The 15,556-nt window shown below is 68.6% G+C and carries 11 protein-coding genes; 3 read left to right on the top strand and 8 right to left on the bottom strand.

Going from position 1 to position 15,556, the window contains the following annotated elements; genetic code table 11:
• Positions 1–8: 8 nt before the first annotated feature.
• The 4 genes from xdhB to HV826_RS18635 all read right to left on the bottom strand — a co-directional run bounded on the left by xdhB (position 9) and on the right by HV826_RS18635 (position 7,722).
• A complete protein-coding gene (gene xdhB, locus HV826_RS18650; RefSeq protein ID WP_176418383.1) occupies positions 9–3,830 on the bottom strand; it encodes a xanthine dehydrogenase molybdopterin binding subunit in 3,822 nt (1,273 codons plus the stop codon).
• On the bottom strand, positions 3,827–4,672 hold the full coding sequence (gene xdhC / locus HV826_RS18645; RefSeq protein ID WP_176418382.1) for a xanthine dehydrogenase accessory protein XdhC: 846 nt from the start codon (positions 4,670–4,672) through the stop codon (positions 3,827–3,829). The genes xdhB and xdhC overlap by 4 nt, the downstream gene beginning before the upstream one ends.
• 62 nt (positions 4,673–4,734) lie before the next feature.
• The gene (locus HV826_RS18640; RefSeq protein WP_176418381.1) at positions 4,735–5,847 is read right to left on the bottom strand and encodes a spore photoproduct lyase family protein; all 1,113 of its coding nucleotides are present in this window, start codon (positions 5,845–5,847) and stop codon (positions 4,735–4,737) included.
• Positions 5,848–5,862: 15 nt separating this feature from the next.
• Positions 5,863–7,722: a hypothetical protein gene (locus tag HV826_RS18635; protein WP_368670952.1), complete on the bottom strand. Its 1,860-nt coding sequence runs from the start codon at positions 7,720–7,722 to the stop codon at positions 5,863–5,865.
• Positions 7,723–7,777: 55 nt separating this feature from the next.
• Between HV826_RS18635 and HV826_RS18630 the strand changes: the two genes are divergently transcribed.
• Complete coding sequence (locus HV826_RS18630; protein ID WP_217917132.1) at positions 7,778–8,461, top strand: hypothetical protein; 684 nt, start codon at positions 7,778–7,780, stop codon at positions 8,459–8,461.
• Between the two features lie 19 nt (positions 8,462–8,480).
• Here HV826_RS18630 and HV826_RS18625 read toward each other — a convergent pair whose 3' ends face one another.
• The 3 genes from HV826_RS18625 to HV826_RS18615 form a co-directional block, all read right to left on the bottom strand.
• Entirely contained in the window at positions 8,481–9,812 is a 1,332-nt protein-coding gene (locus HV826_RS18625) for a DUF418 domain-containing protein (protein ID WP_176418378.1), read from the bottom strand.
• A 94-nt stretch (positions 9,813–9,906) separates the two neighbouring features.
• Complete coding sequence (nth, locus tag HV826_RS18620; protein ID WP_176418377.1) at positions 9,907–10,539, bottom strand: endonuclease III; 633 nt, start codon at positions 10,537–10,539, stop codon at positions 9,907–9,909.
• A 242-nt stretch (positions 10,540–10,781) separates the two neighbouring features.
• Entirely contained in the window at positions 10,782–11,600 is an 819-nt protein-coding gene (locus HV826_RS18615; RefSeq protein ID WP_176418376.1) for a PIG-L deacetylase family protein, read from the bottom strand.
• 465 nt (positions 11,601–12,065) lie between these two features.
• Here HV826_RS18615 and HV826_RS18610 point away from each other — a divergent pair, with 465 nt between their 5' ends.
• Together HV826_RS18610 and HV826_RS18605 are read left to right on the top strand one after the other, a co-directional pair.
• Positions 12,066–12,371: a DUF6444 domain-containing protein gene (locus HV826_RS18610; RefSeq protein WP_176418375.1), complete on the top strand. Its 306-nt coding sequence runs from the start codon at positions 12,066–12,068 to the stop codon at positions 12,369–12,371.
• Positions 12,372–12,445: 74 nt separating this feature from the next.
• Positions 12,446–13,033 (top strand): hypothetical protein, encoded by a 588-nt coding sequence (locus tag HV826_RS18605; RefSeq protein ID WP_176418374.1) that lies wholly within the window; start codon positions 12,446–12,448, stop codon positions 13,031–13,033.
• 21 nt (positions 13,034–13,054) lie between these two features.
• Here the strand turns inward: HV826_RS18605 and eutB are convergent, their stop codons facing one another.
• Positions 13,055–15,379 (bottom strand): ethanolamine ammonia-lyase subunit EutB, encoded by a 2,325-nt coding sequence (eutB, locus tag HV826_RS18600; protein WP_176418373.1) that lies wholly within the window; start codon positions 15,377–15,379, stop codon positions 13,055–13,057.
• Positions 15,380–15,556: the final 177 nt, after the last annotated feature.

The raw sequence follows: 15,556 nt of genomic DNA, 5'->3' as shown, positions 1-15,556 counted from the left end.
GCGGCGGCTCAGGCCGCCTCGCGTCCGCTCTCCGCCGCCGCGCGCGCCAGCCGCTTCTGGATGGCGAGGAACAGCGCCTCGTGCGTGGCGGGGGAGGCGAGCTCCACGTCGCCACCGGCCTGTCCGAAGGCGGCCACCGCCTCACGCAGGGCCTCGCGCGCGGACATGGCCAGCATCAGCGGCGGCTCACCCACGGCCTTGCTGCCGTGGATGGTGTTGTGCTGCTGCGCCCGCTCCAGCAGCCGCACCCGGAAGTCGATGGGCGCGTCGCTGAAGGCCGGCACCGCGTAGGTGCTGGCGGAGTGCGTGAGCAGCCGGCCATTCGCGTCCCAGCGGAGCTCCTCGCCCGTGAGCCAGCCCAGGCCCTGGACGAAGCCGCCTTCAATCTGCCCGCGGTCCACGCCGGGGTTGAGCGAATCACCCACGTCCTCCAGCAGGTCCACGCGCAGCACGCGCTTGATGCCCGTGTGGCCGTCCACCTCCACCTCGCACACCGCCGCGCCGTAGGCGAAGTAGAGGAAGGGGCGTCCCCGGCCCTTGGCCTTGTCGTAGCCGATGCCCGGCGTCTGGTAGTAGCCCGTCGAGGACAGGCCCACGCGCGACAGGTACGCCGCCTCCACCACGTCCGCGAAGGGCAGGGCGACCTCGGGCTCCCCGCGCGGGCCCACCTTCCCGTCACTGAACAGCAGGGCGTCCGGCGCCACGCTCCGCCCGTGCCGGTCCGACAACAGGCGCACAGCCACCGGGGCCAGCCGCTCCCGCAGCGTGACGCAGGCCACGCGCACGGCGGCGCCGTTCAAGTCAGAGCCGCTGGAGGCCGCCGTGGCGGAGGTGTTGGGCACCTTGTCCGTCGCCGTCTTCGCCATCCGCACCGCGTCCGCCGTGACGCCCAGCTCGCGCATGACCACGCCCAGCACCTTGGTGTGCAGGCCCTGGCCCATCTCCGTGCCACCGTGGGACACCATGACCGAGCCGTCCCGGTACACGTGCACCAGCGCGCCGGCCTGGTTGAGGAAGGTGGCGGTGAAGGAGATGCCGAACTTCATGGGGGTGATGGCGAGCCCCCGCTTGATGAAGGGGGACTGGGCGTTGAACGCCGCCACGTCGCGCCGCCGGCGCTCGAACTCCGACGACTGCTTGAGCTCCTCCCACACGCGGAGGATGCGCTCGTCCTCCAGCTCCTGGCCGTAGTGCGTGGTGTTCGTCTCTCCGGCGCCGCGGTAGAGGTTGCGCTCGCGGACCTCGTCCGCTGGCAGCCCCACGGCCCGGGCCACGCGGGCGAGGACCTCCTCCGTCACCAGCATGCCCTGTGGACCACCGAAGCCGCGGAAGGCGGTGTTGGAGACGAGGTGCGTCTTCGCCACCCGCCCGGAGTACGCCAGCGCCGGCACGTAGTACGCGTTGTCCAGGTGGAAAAGCGCGCGGTCCAGGATGGACTCGGACAAGTCCAGGGACCAGCCGCCATTGGACACCAGCTGGACGCGCAGGGCCAGCAGCCGCCCCTGGTCGTCGAAGCCCACCTCGTAGGAGGCCTGGAACGGGTGGCGCTTGCCCGTCACCGCCATGTCCACGTCGCGGTCCAGCATCCACCGCACTGAACGCCCCGTGTGCCACGCGGCCAGCGCGACGAGCGCGGCGGGCGCGTTGCCCTGCGTCTCCTTGCCGCCGAAGCCGCCGCCCATGCGCGGCGACTTCACCACCACGCGGCTGCGCGGCAGGTGCAGCACATGGGAGATGATGGCCTGCACCTCGGACGGGTGCTGGGTGGAGGACACGACGGTGATGTCGCCGTCGTCACCGCGCTCGGCGAAGGCGGCCTGGGTCTCCAGGTAGAAGTGCTCCTGCCCGCCAATGGCCAGCGTGCCCGACAGGCGGTGGGGGCTGCTGTCCAGCGCGGCGTCCACGTCGCCCCGGCGGATGACGTGTGGCTCGGTGTGGTAGCTGCTCCGCGCCACGGCGTCCTCCACCGTGAGGATGGCGGGCAGGGGCTCGTACTCCACCTCCACGGCGCGGGCGCCCGCGCGGCAGGCCTCCACGGACTCGCCCACCACCAGCGCGACCATCTGCCCGTGGAAGAGCACCTCGCGGTCCGCCAGCAGCGGCTCGTCGCGGCGGATGGGGCCGGTGTCATTCATGCCGGGGATGTCCTCGGCCATGAGCACCTTCACCACGCCGGGCACCTTGCGCGCCGCCGTGGGGTCTCTCTTGAGGATGCGGGCGTGCGCATGGGGCGAGCACACCGGCCAGACCTCCAGCATGGGCCGCTGCTGCGCCTGGTCGTCCACGTACCGCGCGCTGCCCGTCACGTGGCCCAGCGCGCTCTCGTGCCGCAGCGCGCGCCCCGCGTCCGCGGGGGCCTGAACGTCACCCGCGTCGAAGCCCGGCGCGGCGTCCAGGGCCGGGCTGTGCGAGCCGGAGAAGAACTTCTCCAGCAGGCTCGCCACCAGCCCTCGCCGGTACTCCGCGCTGCCGCGCAGGTCGCTGATGGGCGTGAGCTCCTCCGCGAGCACGGGCAGCGCGCGCGCCACCGTCTCGGCCGTCCAGGGCTGCCCGGTGAGCACCGCCTCCGCGCGGCGCGCACGCACGGGCGTGGCCGCGACGCCGCCGTAGCCCAGGCGCGCCAGCGTCACCACGCCGCCCGCGTCCAGCTCCACGCGGAAGCCCGCGGCGACGATGCTGATGTCCAGCTCGCGCCGCTTGGACACCTTGAAGGAGTCGGAGAGCCGCCGTCCTCCCTCGGGCACGGCGGCGTGGGGGATGACGATGTGGCGAACCACTTCGTCCGGCTGGAGCGCCGTCTTCCGGTAGGCGAGGAAGAAGTCGGACAGCGCCACCGTGCGCTCGCCGCGCACCGAGCCCAGGACGAGCGAGGCCTCCAGGGCGAGCAGCACCGGCGCCATGTCGCCAATGGGCGACGCGGTCACCAGGTTGCCCGCCAGCGTGGCGCGCTGGCGAATCTGCCGGGAGGCGAAGACGTTGAGCATCTTCTTCACCTCGGGCAGCTCGTCACCCAGGGCCTCCTCCAGCGCCACCAGCGAGGCCGCGCCGCCCACATACCAGCCGTCATGCTCACGGCGGACGGCGCGCAGGGACTCCACGCCCTCGGTGGAGATGAGGAAGGGGTAGCGGCGGGCCTTCTTGGTGATGTCCACCCCCAGCTCGGTGGCGCCCGCCACCAGGTGGGCCTCCGGGTGCTTCGCGCGCAGGTCGAGCAGCTCCTCCCACGACGTGGGGCGCAGGAACGTCTGTCCACCGGCCTCGTAGCGCAGCGGGGACAACGGCTCGGCGGGGCCTTCGAGCGGCGCGGAGGGAATCGCCGTGGCGGGCGCGGGTCCTTCGTCGCGCTGGGCCAGCGCCTCCATCATCGCGTCGCGGATGGGGCGGTAGCCGGTGCAGCGGCAGAGGTTGCCACAGAGCTGGTCCGCCACGGCCGACGGGGTACAGACGTCCTTGCGGGAGTACGCCTCCGCCATGGAGACGATGAAGCCCGGCGTGCAGAAGCCACACTGCGAGCCGTAGTGCTTCACCATGGCCTGCTGCACCGGGTGAGGCTTCTCGCTGCTGCCCACGCCTTCCACCGTCACCAGCTCACGGCCGGCCACCATGGGCACCAGGGCGATGCACGCGTTGAAGGCGCGCAGGCAGCGGTTGCCCTGGGCGTCCCGGTCCACCAGGGCCACGGTGCACGCGCCGCAGTCGCCCTCGGCGCAGCCCTGCTTGGTGCCGGTGAGGCCGCGGGCCCGCAGGAAGTCGAGCAGCGTGGTGTTGGGGGAGACGCCATCGACGTGGACCGTCGCGCCATTGAGCCGGAACTCGAACATGTTGCTCATTCTCCTGACGAGACCCCGCGCAGGCGGGGCGTCTCCGAGGACGGGGCCCCGGCGGTAGTTTCGGTGTCTTCACCCGGGGCGCCCAGGTGATGGAGCTGGAGGAGGCCGGCGGCGATGCTCACCGCGACCTCCTGGGGCGACTTGCCGCCAATCTCCAGCCCCATGGGGCAGCGCACGCGGGCCAGCTGCGCCGCCGTCGCGCCCCGGGCCTCCAGGCGCTGACGGAAGCGGGCCCACTTGGTGTTGCTTCCAATGAGGCCCACGTAGCGCGCGGGCTTCTCCAGAGCGAAGGCGATGATGTCCTGGTCCAGGTCATGCCGGTGCGTCATCACCGCGAGGTACGTGCGGCGGGCGTCCCAGACGGCGCGCGAGGCGAAGATGTCCCACGGCTCCTCGTGGCGGATGACGGAGGCGGGGATGCGCTCGCCGTGGACCCACTCGGGGCGCTCATCCACCAGGTGGACCTGGAAGGGCGTGCCGTCCAACGTGCGGCACAGGGCCTGACCCACGTGGCCGGCGCCGAAGAGGTACAGGCGTGGGCCGTGGTTCACCGGCTCCATGAAGACGTCCACCACGCCGCCACAGCACTGGCCCAGCTTCGAGCCCAGCGGATACCGGTAGGCACGGGCTTCCCCTTTCTCCAGGCAGGCGCGGGCGTCCGCGAGGACGAGCTGCTCCAGGTGGCCACCGCCCACGGTGCCGTGGAACGTGCCGTCCGCGCGGACAAGCAGCTTCGCGCCGGGCTCGGCGGGGGTACTTCCCTGACACACCGTCACGGTCGCCACGGCGAACGGAACTTCGTCCCGCGACCACTCCGCCAGTTGGCGGACCCAATCCCACATGGTCCGGCCGAGTCTGCCACAGGCCGGGCCGCCCACGTCACGCCCATGACGCGGAGTCCGGCTCAAAACGCGTAGCGCACCTGGCAGTAGGGCAGGCGGCGGGCCAGCAGTTCCTTGAATTCAGCGACCAGGCGGCCCTTGAGGCCGGTGCGGTAGCGCACGTTGTGGCCGCCGCCCTGGGACACCTTGGCCTCCTGGGTGTCCGGCGTCCACAGCAGGGACTCCGCCTTCGGGTGCCAGCGGAGGTTCACCTCGTGGAGGCCCGGGTGGTGGGTGAGGAAGATGACCTCGGCGGCCAGCTGCGCCTTCGCGGCGGGGCCCAGGCCCGCGTCCACCTGCTGGAACAGCGCGTCGTACTCCTCCTGCCACCCCTCGTAGACGACGACGGGGGAGAAGTTGAGGTGGACCTCGTAGCCGGCGGCGACGAACGCGTCGATGGCGGCGATCCGTTCGGCGATGGGGCTGGTGCGCACGTCGAGCAGCTTCGCCTTGGCCGCGGGCATCAGGCTGAAGCGGAGGCGTGTCTTGCCCTTGGGGGCGTAGCGGAGCAGCTCGGGGTTCACCAGCTTGGTGGCGAAGGTGCCCATGGCGTTGGGCAGCGTGGTGAACAGGCGCACCAAATCCCGCACGTTGTCGCTGAGGGCGGCGTCCGCGGCGCAGTCGCTGTTGCAGCCGATGTCATAGGCCCAGTAGCGCGGGTCCACGCTGTTGGGCTCCGTCTTGGGCCCCAGCTTCCCCGCGTGCCGGCGGATGGCGGCGACAATCCGGTCGATGTTGACGAAGACGGTGACGGGGTTGGCGTAGCCCTTGTGCCGGGGGACGTAGCAGTAGGCGCAGCTCATGACGCAGCCGTTGGCGGCGGAGGGCGGGATGAAGTCGCAGCTGCGCCCGTTGGGTGTGAAGGACATCGTCTTCTTCACGCCCAGCACCAGGGTGCTGCCCTTGATGCGGTTCCACGCCTCGGCGTTGCCCGCGTTGCCGAACAGCCCGGGGATGCCCTGGTGCGAGGCCACGGGGATGCGCTCCGCGTCCGGGAAGCGCGCGAGGAGCTCCCGGCCCCGCAGGTGCTCCTCGACGCCCGTCTCCACGTAGATGCGGGACACCTTGAGCAGCCGGTCCAGCGGGCCGGGCTCCGAGGGCGGCGGGGCCGGGGGGAACAGGTCCAGGTTCGACATGGGCCGTGAAAGTGCTCACTGCTCGCGCAGGGGGAAACTCCAGGCTGTCGCGCGCGTCAGGTAGGGCTGCTGAGACTTGAGCTCTGCGACGTACGTCCCGGACGATTGGGCCGTGAAGGTCTGGTTCTCCGTTCCCGCCTCGTACGCCAGGGGGGCCTGCGCGCCATGGGGATCCAGGATTCGGAGGGTCGTTCTGCTGCCACTCACGACGTAGCTCCGGCCCGCCTCCAACTCGAAGGAGAGGACGTCCACGTCCGAGCCCAGCTCGAAGACGCCGGCCGTGCTCATGGGAACGGCCTGCGGCGTGGCGTGTCCAGCGTCGTCACCGTGGTCATCCGTGCTCGTCGGGTCCAACCGGAAGGTGAAGGTGTAGGGAGTCGACCTCGCGCTGACGATGAACGTGACGAGCCCCGAAGTCAGCGTATGGACGTGCCACAAGCCGTCCTCGGCCTTCAGCATGTAGAGGGGGGCGCCGGAGGTGCGCGTCGTCAGCGTACAGTCCCGGGTGCAGGACAGCCGGTAGAACACATTCGCGTCGAGCGGAACCGAGATGGCGTCCAGGTCCGGCACCTTGTGGATGAGCCCGGTGACGGTCTCCCCTACGTCGGCGAGGGTCGCCGTCTGGGGCGTGTCGCCATGGTCATCCATCCCCAAGTCGTCGACCCGCATCTCGATGTCGCTCCCCCAGGATGGATTCGGCAGCAAGTGCACGTAATACGTCCCCGTCGCCGCCGCTTCATGGACGATTCGGTTCCACTGCGTCTCCGCCAGCGTTTCGCCGTCCGCGTCCGTGAGTTTGAAGCGCCGCTCATACACGGCGGGGAGGAAGCGGAGGTCGTAGATGTGTCCCGCGGTGGCGAAGAAGGAGAAGACGTCCGCGTCGTTGGGGCCGTGGAGTCGTACGGCCATGGGGCTTCCCACCGTCAGCGGCGTCGCCCCCTGAAGCGCATTGGCGTGGTCATCCTGGCCCAGGTCGTCCAACTGGCACTGGGTGGCCAGGGTCGCGTCGAAGCTGCTGTAGACCCTGACGAACCAGGTGTTCGCGTCCGGGCGCAGCTGGCCCGCGCTGACGCGTGACGCGTCCCTCGTCACCCCATTCACCGGGGTGCCCTCGGCGTCCATGAGGTGCACCGAGACACTCTGGCTCTCGCAGGAGAACCGGAAGCCCTGGTTCGGCTCGGTGCGGAAGGTGAAGACATCCGCGTCATCCTGGAACTCGAGGGCGAGCGGGAAGGGGGTGTTCATCAGCGCGAGCGGCGTCGCCGTGGCGAGCGTATCGCCGTGCGAGTCCCGGCCCAGGTCCTCCAATCGGTACGCATACGTCCCCGAGGCACCGCTGCCTTCCGGGGCGGCCACGGTGATGAACCGCGGGGCCTCCTCCGTGGAGACGAACTCCACGCGGGTGCCTTCATTCGTCTGGAGGGACCACGTCCGCACCTCGCGCCCCGATGTCTCTACGAGGCGCACGTCCACGGAGGCCAGCGTTCCGGACCGGACGATGATGCGATAGCCGTGCCCAGCCGCGGTGGGCATGGCGAAGACGTCCCGGTCCGCCTTCGCTCGGAAGGGCGGGTGGATGATGCCCTCTTGGAAGTCCACCGAAGGGGCCAACGCCGTGGCGGTCTCCGGGGTGTCACCATGGTCGTCCGACTGCCGGTAACCGACGATGGCGCAGGTGAGGCCCGCGGCCTGCTCCCAGGCGCCGCAGCGGCAGACGGGCGCGCTGTTTTCGGCGACGCAGCGCCCCGCGCTGCATTCCACGTTGGCACAGACGCGTGCGTCCTCTTCAGCGGAGGGGCCACCACAGGCGGCGAAGAGGCCAACGGCCATCAGCGCGAGCAGGGGCGTGAGGTTGTCGGAGCGATTTCGGGGCACTGGGAAACCTCGGATTGACGCCGGTCGAGCGACCGTCATAACCGAACGCGTGCCCATGCAAACGCTCTCTCGTCCCGCCGCGCGGACCCTGGTCTTGCTGTCACTCCTGGTGTCGTGGCCGACCTTCGCGCAGCAGCCCGAGGAGCGGGACCCGGGCTTTCCTCGCTGGCTCGCCCTCTCCGCGCGAGGGGGCTACCTCATGCCGGGCGGGCGCATGGACGGCGCCGCTGAGCCGCTCTATTTGTATGAGGTCTACAAGGGGCTCTTGGCCGCTATCGTGGAGCCCACCATCCGGCTCGGCTCCAGCATCGAGGTGGGACCCTGGGCCCAGTTCTCCCATGCGCAGATGCGCATTCGCTGCTCCGCTGAGCGGGCGTGCAAAGGCAGCAACCTGCGCTTCGGCCTCCAGGGGAACTACCACTGGAACCCATCGGGACCCATCGACCTCTGGTCGGGGGTGGCACTTGGATACGATACGAGCTCGTTCTCGGTGCCCGCGGCGGAAGTTACCTACTCGGGGCCTGACGTCACGCTCCAGGCCGGGTTCGACAAGAACTTCGGCGGGAACTTCTGGGCCGGGCTCTTCGTCACCGGCACAGGTGGCCAGTACAACAAGCTGGAGGTGCGCCTGCTCAATGGCGCGGGGAGCGAAAGCCTCCGCGAGCGCGCCTTCCATCTGTGGCTCGGCTTCGGTTTCCGGGTGAGGGTGGCCGTTCCTCACCCGGCGGCCACGAACTGACGTCGCCAGGTCGAGCCCGTCACGCCGCCAGGGGCGCGGGCGGTGGGGCGGACACGGCGCGCCGCATGGGCTGTGCCTTTCCGTACGTCAAAGAGCGCCACGCCCACTCCACGGGCCCGAAGCGGAAGCGTGACAGCCACAGGTGGCTCCACAGCACCTGGACGCAGAAGACGCCCACGCAGATGACGACGCACGCGAACGGTCCCCGCTTGCCCGCCTGTCCCAGGCCATAGCCGTAGAAGATGAGCAGGCTGATGACCGTCTGCGCCAGGTAGTTCGTCAGCGCCATGCGCCCGGCGGGCGCGAGCAGCCCCAGCGCCCGCTGCCAGGTGGCGCGCTGGAAGAGCAGGGTGATGCCCGCCACGTACACGCCCGCGAGCCCCACCTGTGCCAGGTTGCGCAGCGGCGCGAGCACCAGGGGCAGCCACACGGGCATCGTCTCCGGCGTGAGCACCTTGTTCTGCATGAGCACCGTCACCGCCAGGCCGGGCGCGGAGCCCACCACCGCGGCCACCAGCCCCCAGCCGAGCAGGCGACGAAAGAACCCCAGGTGCGCGGGGACGTCCTGGAAGATGCCGCGTCGTCCCGCCCAGAGCCCGAGCGCGAAGCGGCCCAGACAGGTCAGCAGTCCGGACAGCATCATCAAGAAGAACTCATCGCGGTAGAACCCGGCGCTGGTCTTCGTCACCTCCCACCAGCTCCCCCCGGTGATGGCCGTCAGCATCCGCGCTTGAAGGGCGGTGGACTTCTCGCGGGCCGCGGCCATGGCCGCGGCACCGGCCTCGGGTGACTCCGCCAGGAGCTGCGGCAGCCGAAAGAGGAGGTTCGTGAGCACCGGCAACAGCAATACGAGCACCGCCGCGATGATGAGCACCGTCCGGTCCGAACGCCGCCGCAGGAGCAGCAGGGCGAAGCCCATCAGCGCATACGAGGAGAGGATGTCGCCGTACCAGAGCAGGAACAGGTGCAGGACACCCAACACCAGCAAGACGGTCAGCCGCCTCGCGTAGAGCGGGACGAACCCGCCACCGCGCGCTTCGGCCCGGCCGAGCTGCACCGCGAAGCCCAGGCCGAAGAGGAAGGCGAACAGGGTGATGAACTTCCCGGAGACCAGCACCTCGAAGGCATACCGGGTGACGGTGTCCAGGAGCGAGGCATTGGCGATGGACGCCTCGGCTTGTTCCCGGGGCAGGAACACCCTGCCGCTGAACCACATCTGCACGTTGGAGATGAGGATGCCGAAGAGCGCGAAGCCACGCAGCGCGTCGAGCAGCTCCAGTCGCTCACCCGCCTCGACTGGGCGGGCTTCGGCGAGCGGCGCGGATGCAGCGGAGGAAGGGGCGGTGGGCATGATGGCGTAACAACGTCATACAGCGACCGCCATTGCGAATTCCTTCGCTTTTGATGCGTGTCTTTCCGCGTCCCAGAAGCGGACAGGGATTGGGTTACACGCCGATACGCGGACATACATCCTTCACGAGGCAGTCATCGCATTTCGGTTTCTTTGCGGTGCAGGTGTAACGCCCATGGAGGACGGTGGCGGGGCCAAAGAAGGTCCACTGTTCCTGGGGCACCAGCTTCATCAGGTCTTCTTCAATCGCCTCGGGTTTGTCTTTCTTCGTCAGGCCCAGGCGCTGGCTGACGCGCGCCACGTGTGTGTCGACGATGATGCCGGACGGGAGATTGAAGGCGGTGTTGAGGACGACGTTGGCCGTCTTCCGCGCCACGCCTGGGAGCGTCACCAGCTCGGCGATGGTGCGGGGGACTTCACCGCCGAACGTGTCGAGCAGCGCGCGGCTCATGGCCTGCACGGACTTCGTCTTCTGCTTGAAGAAGCCGGTGGGCTTGAGGTCCTCCTCCAGCGCGGCGGTGTCCGCGTCGGCGAAGGCCTGGGGACCTGGGTACTTGGGAAAGACAGTGGCGGTGACGCGGTTGACGCGCTCGTCGGTGCACTGCGCGGCCAGGATGGTGGCGACGAGCAGCTCGAAGGGTGTGGACCAGTTGAGTTCGTAGCGCGCATCCGGATGGGCTTCACGGAGGCGCTCGAGGAGGAGGGCGGCTTTCTCGGCGGGATTCATGGTGGCGTGCGTGGGCGCCACCCTACCTGGAGCGTCTGACAGGAGCCACGGTGTTGTCGCCTCTTCTTCTCGCGCTCCGACATCGAACACCCTGTCTTCACATAGGGGGCCACGGATGGGCGAAGCTCAAAGTGACCAAGTCGTATTGGTCGATAGTCGAGGATTCGCGGCATGGCACGACGCAACCGCATTTCGGAATCAGGAGAAAGGTGGGGCGTGAATGCCCCACTTGATGCGCCATCCTATGGAAGCGGGTCCCGGTACTCGAATTGGCTAAGGTACGCATCGTCGAGCATGCCGGATGGCTGAAGACTGTGTTGGCCTAGCGCGAAGCGGCCCGAGTCCGGATCCCAGAGGCGATACTGGTCGATGCTTGCTCGCTTGAAGGAAAACCACGGGCTGATGTCGACCGTCTCAGCGGGCGTCGTATTGCAGGGATTCGGGCTCAGGTGGTGGTAAATGCGATAGCCCTTGAAGTCGGTGATGAGCCCCTCCGCCTTGACCAGAACGGCGCCGTCCCAGATGGCCTTGTGCGCGCCGTTCGGCGTGGTGCAATTGCCATTGGCATCCAGAATGATGTCATGGGCGCCACTCGGGACCTTGTGGGAAGCCCCCGGGAAGCGGGCTTCGAACTTCTTGATGATGTCCGCGACCATCAGCGGACTGGTCGCGACCGCTGCGTCACTGAATCCCTTGCCAGTGTCCTCGATGAAAACGTCTTTCACACCGAGAACCCGGGCGCTGTTGAGCAACTCCACCCGCCGCATCAGGCCGATGTCCTCCTCCGACATGTCGTGGTTGTGGTGGGCCGGGTGAGCGCTCGGATTGGAGGGGTTATAGAGGGGGCAGTTGGCGACGCTCGCGGAAAAGTCACATTCGGAGCTGCCAGGCACCATCGGCTCCGAGTTCAACATGGCCCGAAGGCAACTGTTGTGCCCGTCAGTGATGAGGACGAGATAGACGGGCCGTCCCGCCTCGACGTGCTCGCGGATTCCTCCCGCCATGCCAATGGCCTCGTCGTCGGGATGCGGGATATAGAAGATTACGGGCCACTCGCTCATGGCTCGCTGTGCACTCGCGCGATGGAAGAGCTCCGAGGGCGAGCTCCCTTCCTGGCATGCCGGAGTCAACGCAAGGAGGCATACTGCCGCGATCAACTTTTTCATCGTACCTACCTGGGAAAGAAGACACGTACCCCACTGAGCTGCGGAGTGCCGGAAACGAAGCACCAGGGAAATGATACCCCACTCCTTTGTCTCTTTGGGGCTGGGGCCGAGTCACTCACGACAGGCTTCGGGCTACTTGGACATTTGTGTCTGAGGTGCGTGCGTGAGCTACCCTCGGGAGCATGGCGCCAGATCAGATGCGCTCGGTCGATGCCGCGCTTCGCGAGTACCTTGAGCGAAGGTGTAAGGGGCGCGTAAGCGTTCACGGGGGTAGTGCTCGCCTGAGGGGGCAGTTGGGTTGCGACCGGTGGGCCCTACCACGCTCGACGTAGGCCGGGGGCGAAATAGAAATACTGAGACGTGGCCACGCTCGACCCGAAAGATGCGCGCATCGCGGAACTGGAGCAACAGTTGAGCGAGGCGCACGTGCGAATCGAGCAACTGGAGGCGCGCATCGTGGAGTTGGAGGTGCGGCTGCGTCGCACTTCGCGCAACTCCTCGTCGCCCCCTCCTCGGACCCGCCCGGTACGCCGCCCAGGAAATCGGAGCCAACCGGCCGGAGGCCAGCCCGGCCACAAGGGCCGCAAGCGCGAGTTGCTGCCATTGGAGCGGGTGAGTGAGGTCGTCGAGGTGCCAGCGCCGGAGCGGTGCACTGGACGCGCCTGACGGGGTTCATCGCGCTTTGTACCGGACGCTTTCGGTGAGCGTCAAGGTTGATGTCGCGTGAAAGGATTCAGCCAATGCGCTTCAACTCGTGCACTGCCGGGCTGAGTCTGTTCGAGGGCAAGACCCTCTGCAGCAACTGCCATCCAAGCCAGCGCGGTCCCAATGACGAGCCTCCGCTCTTCACCGATTACACCTTCGACAACCTCGGCGTACCTCGCAACCTGCTCAACCTCTGGTACTGGGAGTTTCGGTTCAACCCGGAGGGGCCATTCTGGCTCGACCTGGGCCTGGGCGCCTTCCTGCATACGCGGCCTGACTACGCGCCCTATGCCCGCGCCAACCTGGGCAAGGTCAAGGTCCCCACGCTGCGCAACGTGGACAAGCGCCCCTTCCCGGCCTTCGTCAATGCCTACACCCACAACGGCTACTTCAAGAGCCTCGAATCCATCGTCCACTTCTACAACACGCGGGATGTACTGCCTGTATGCCTCGCGGGTGACTCCAGTGCCCCTGGCGTGGATTGCTGGCCTGCCCCCGACGTGGGGTTGAACCTCAACACCGACGAGATGGGCAACCTGGGGTTGTCGCCGCAGGAGGAGCAGGCCATCGTCGCTTTCATGAGGACGCTCTCGGACGTGTACTACGCGCCCACGGCGGATTGAGGGGCTGCCGGGGGGGGGCGCTCAGCCACCCCGGGGCGCCATCTGCTGGAGCAGCCGCACGGTCTCCGGCGCGGCCAGTGTGGGCGCATACGCCGTGAGCGCGACCCCGGACACCACGCGGGTGATGTTGTGGTCCACCTTTCCAGCCTGGGACCAGACCGCCCCGGGCGGCGCGGTGATGTACGCGGAGAAGGTGTGGTGCCCTGTACCGGGCCGCTCGCCAATGACGTGGATGAGGGCCCGGCGACGGGCCGCGTCCTCCAGGCCCGCGTACAACGCCTCGCCCACGCGGTAGCCCGCGCGAACGCGCCCGGACGTGAGCACCAGATGCTCCGGCGCGGGCTGGTACCCCGCGTCAATCAGCGCCGCGCGCAGCGCCTCCAGATAGGGCGCGAGTTGTCCCTCGTCCATGATGGCCAGCGCGTTGAGTCCATCGGACACCATCAACTGCACGTCATACCGTCCCGCGTGCCGTGTCCTCAGCGCGCGCACGACCTCCAGCGACGCGGCATCGAGCTGCTCTCCGGTCTCCGGATGAAGGATGTACTCCGTCCGGTCTTGCGACTTCGACACCAGCCGCACGCCCTCCGGCACGGTGGTGATGAACGCGGGCGTCAGCTCCGTCCACAGGCTCTTCTTCGAGTCCGCATAGACACGGCGCAGCTCCGCGTCCAGCGTGGGCTCCAGGTCCCAGGGGTGCGCGCCGTATCCACGCGCCATGGGCACGCCGCGCGCGCGAATCGCGGAAAGCTGCTGCTCCGCGTCCGCCCGGATATCCGCCTCCGGCCGGGCATCGCCCTTCGCGCGCAGGTACTGGAGGTAGACCCAGATCGGATCTCCGAAGTGAGAGGTGGGTTTCCCCTGTGCGTCGATGACGCCCAGGCGCTGGAAGAAGGCCCACATCCGGTCATCCACCTTGTAGCCGAACTGCTCGCGGACGCGGACGTGGTCCTGGAACCCGGTGGTGAGGTAGCCCAGCATCGGGTCGTTCTTCGTGGGCAGCGCCATGAGGTACGCCGGATTCGCCGGCATGATGCGCTCGATGCACCAGTCCAGGTCGTCCAGTGACACGTCCATGTGCAGCGTGGAGCAGATGTCCAGGCCGATGGTGAGCCCGTGCAGCTTGCCCATGGCGATGTCTTCCAGGCAGCAGCGCACCAGTTGCTCGCGGGTGCGGAACACCTCCGGTCCAATGAAGCCCGCCACGTCGTTGAGGTGCACCCACGGCGCCGCGCCCTGCCGCGCACGGGCCACGCGTTGGGACAGGGCCCTCGCGAAGCCGTACTTGCGCGACTCATGGAGGACCATGTCGTAGCCATGGCCGTGGCCGTTGGTGAAGTCCGCGCCCTGGCCCGTCTCGAAGTAGAGCCCATAGGGGCCGGTGCGCGCGTCCGCATAGGCGAGCATCTTCTCCACGGAGATGTCGAAGGTCGCGTTGGCGCTGTCGCTGCCCGCGATGCTCTGGAACCAGACGCCCGTGGTGCCGGGCTGCCGCCGCTCCACCTCCGCCTGCACGTCGATATGGGACAGCACGCAGTGGGGCAGCACGTCCGTCAGCCCGAAGGTCACCAGCACCTCGAGCAGCGCGGACTCGATGGCGGCCACGGACTCCGGCGAGGAGGACACCGGGTTGCACCCGAGCACCACGTCGCCCACCGCGTATGAGAAGCCGTCGAACACCTGCCAGCGGATGTCGTCCACGTTGTCGGTGGGCGAGTTGGGCTGGATGCGCGCTCCCATGTAGCCGCGCGCGCCCACGTTGCTGCCCGGCAGCGGGTTGAACACCTTTCTTCCCAGCGCGATGAGCTCCGCGTCGCTCATCAACTTGACGACGCAGCCAATGGCGTCGCTGCCCAGGCCGGGACTGATGGCATGAATGGCGGCCTCGTCGGACTCCAGCAGGAATCGCCGCAGCCGTCCCAGCGTCCAGTCCGCCGTCCGCGCCGTCGCCTGAGGGTCCTCGGCCTCCAGGCTCAGCGCGTGCAACGCGTCCTGGAGCAATGGGTGTCGCCGCACGTCCGCCAGCCGCGTGTGCCCCAAGAGCCTGCGCGCATTCGCACGCGAGTGCTCATCCGCGGCGGCGACGCCCACCAGCGAGTCGCCTTCCTTGAAGGTATTGGCCGCGCCCAGCACCTGCTTGTAGAGCGTGTCGTCGAAGCCGCCCCGGAGCCGCTGGACGTAGCCGAAGACGTCCTCGCCCGACTTCACGTCGGGGATGTAGACGCCCTCCGGCGTGGGGGTGGGCGTCGGCTTTCTCCGGCAGCCCAGGACGGAGGCGGCCGCGCCTCCCACCATCGCGGTCAGCACTGCGCGCCGGTGCAGCAGGAACCTCGGGTCCAGGTGCATGGTTCTCCCTCGCTCAGGACTCACCTGGCGGCAGGGAACACCCGTCTTCCCGCCGCGCACAAGCAGGGCCCTGGCGCTGCCGCGTGTCGCTGTAGGGCGCCCAACGGAGCGCTACGGCTGGGGTCTGAGCACTCCCGCGAGGTTCGGACAATTGGCCCCCGTGCGGGCTGCGCGCGC

Source organism: Myxococcus sp. AM010, assembly GCF_013372585.1.
Lineage (GTDB): Bacteria > Myxococcota > Myxococcia > Myxococcales > Myxococcaceae > Myxococcus > Myxococcus vastator.
The sequence above is the reverse complement of the archived record's forward strand: the minus strand, read 5'-3'. Positions and strand labels throughout refer to the sequence as shown.

Bases quoted from the DNA above. Each gene is read 5' to 3' on its own strand.
- xdhB (WP_176418383.1), bottom strand. From the start codon at position 3,830: ATGAGCAACATGTTCGAGTTCCGGCTCAATGGCGCGACGGTCCACGTC.
- xdhC (WP_176418382.1), bottom strand. From the start codon at position 4,672: ATGTGGGATTGGGTCCGCCAACTGGCGGAGTGGTCGCGGGACGAAGTT.
- HV826_RS18640 (WP_176418381.1), bottom strand. From the start codon at position 5,847: ATGTCGAACCTGGACCTGTTCCCCCCGGCCCCGCCGCCCTCGGAGCCC.
- HV826_RS18630 (WP_217917132.1), top strand. From the start codon at position 7,778: ATGCAAACGCTCTCTCGTCCCGCCGCGCGGACCCTGGTCTTGCTGTCA.
- HV826_RS18625 (WP_176418378.1), bottom strand. From the start codon at position 9,812: ATGCCCACCGCCCCTTCCTCCGCTGCATCCGCGCCGCTCGCCGAAGCC.
- nth (WP_176418377.1), bottom strand. From the start codon at position 10,539: ATGAATCCCGCCGAGAAAGCCGCCCTCCTCCTCGAGCGCCTCCGTGAA.
- HV826_RS18615 (WP_176418376.1), bottom strand. From the start codon at position 11,600: ATGAGCGAGTGGCCCGTAATCTTCTATATCCCGCATCCCGACGACGAG.
- HV826_RS18605 (WP_176418374.1), top strand. From the start codon at position 12,446: ATGCGCTTCAACTCGTGCACTGCCGGGCTGAGTCTGTTCGAGGGCAAG.
- eutB (WP_176418373.1), bottom strand. From the start codon at position 15,379: ATGCACCTGGACCCGAGGTTCCTGCTGCACCGGCGCGCAGTGCTGACC.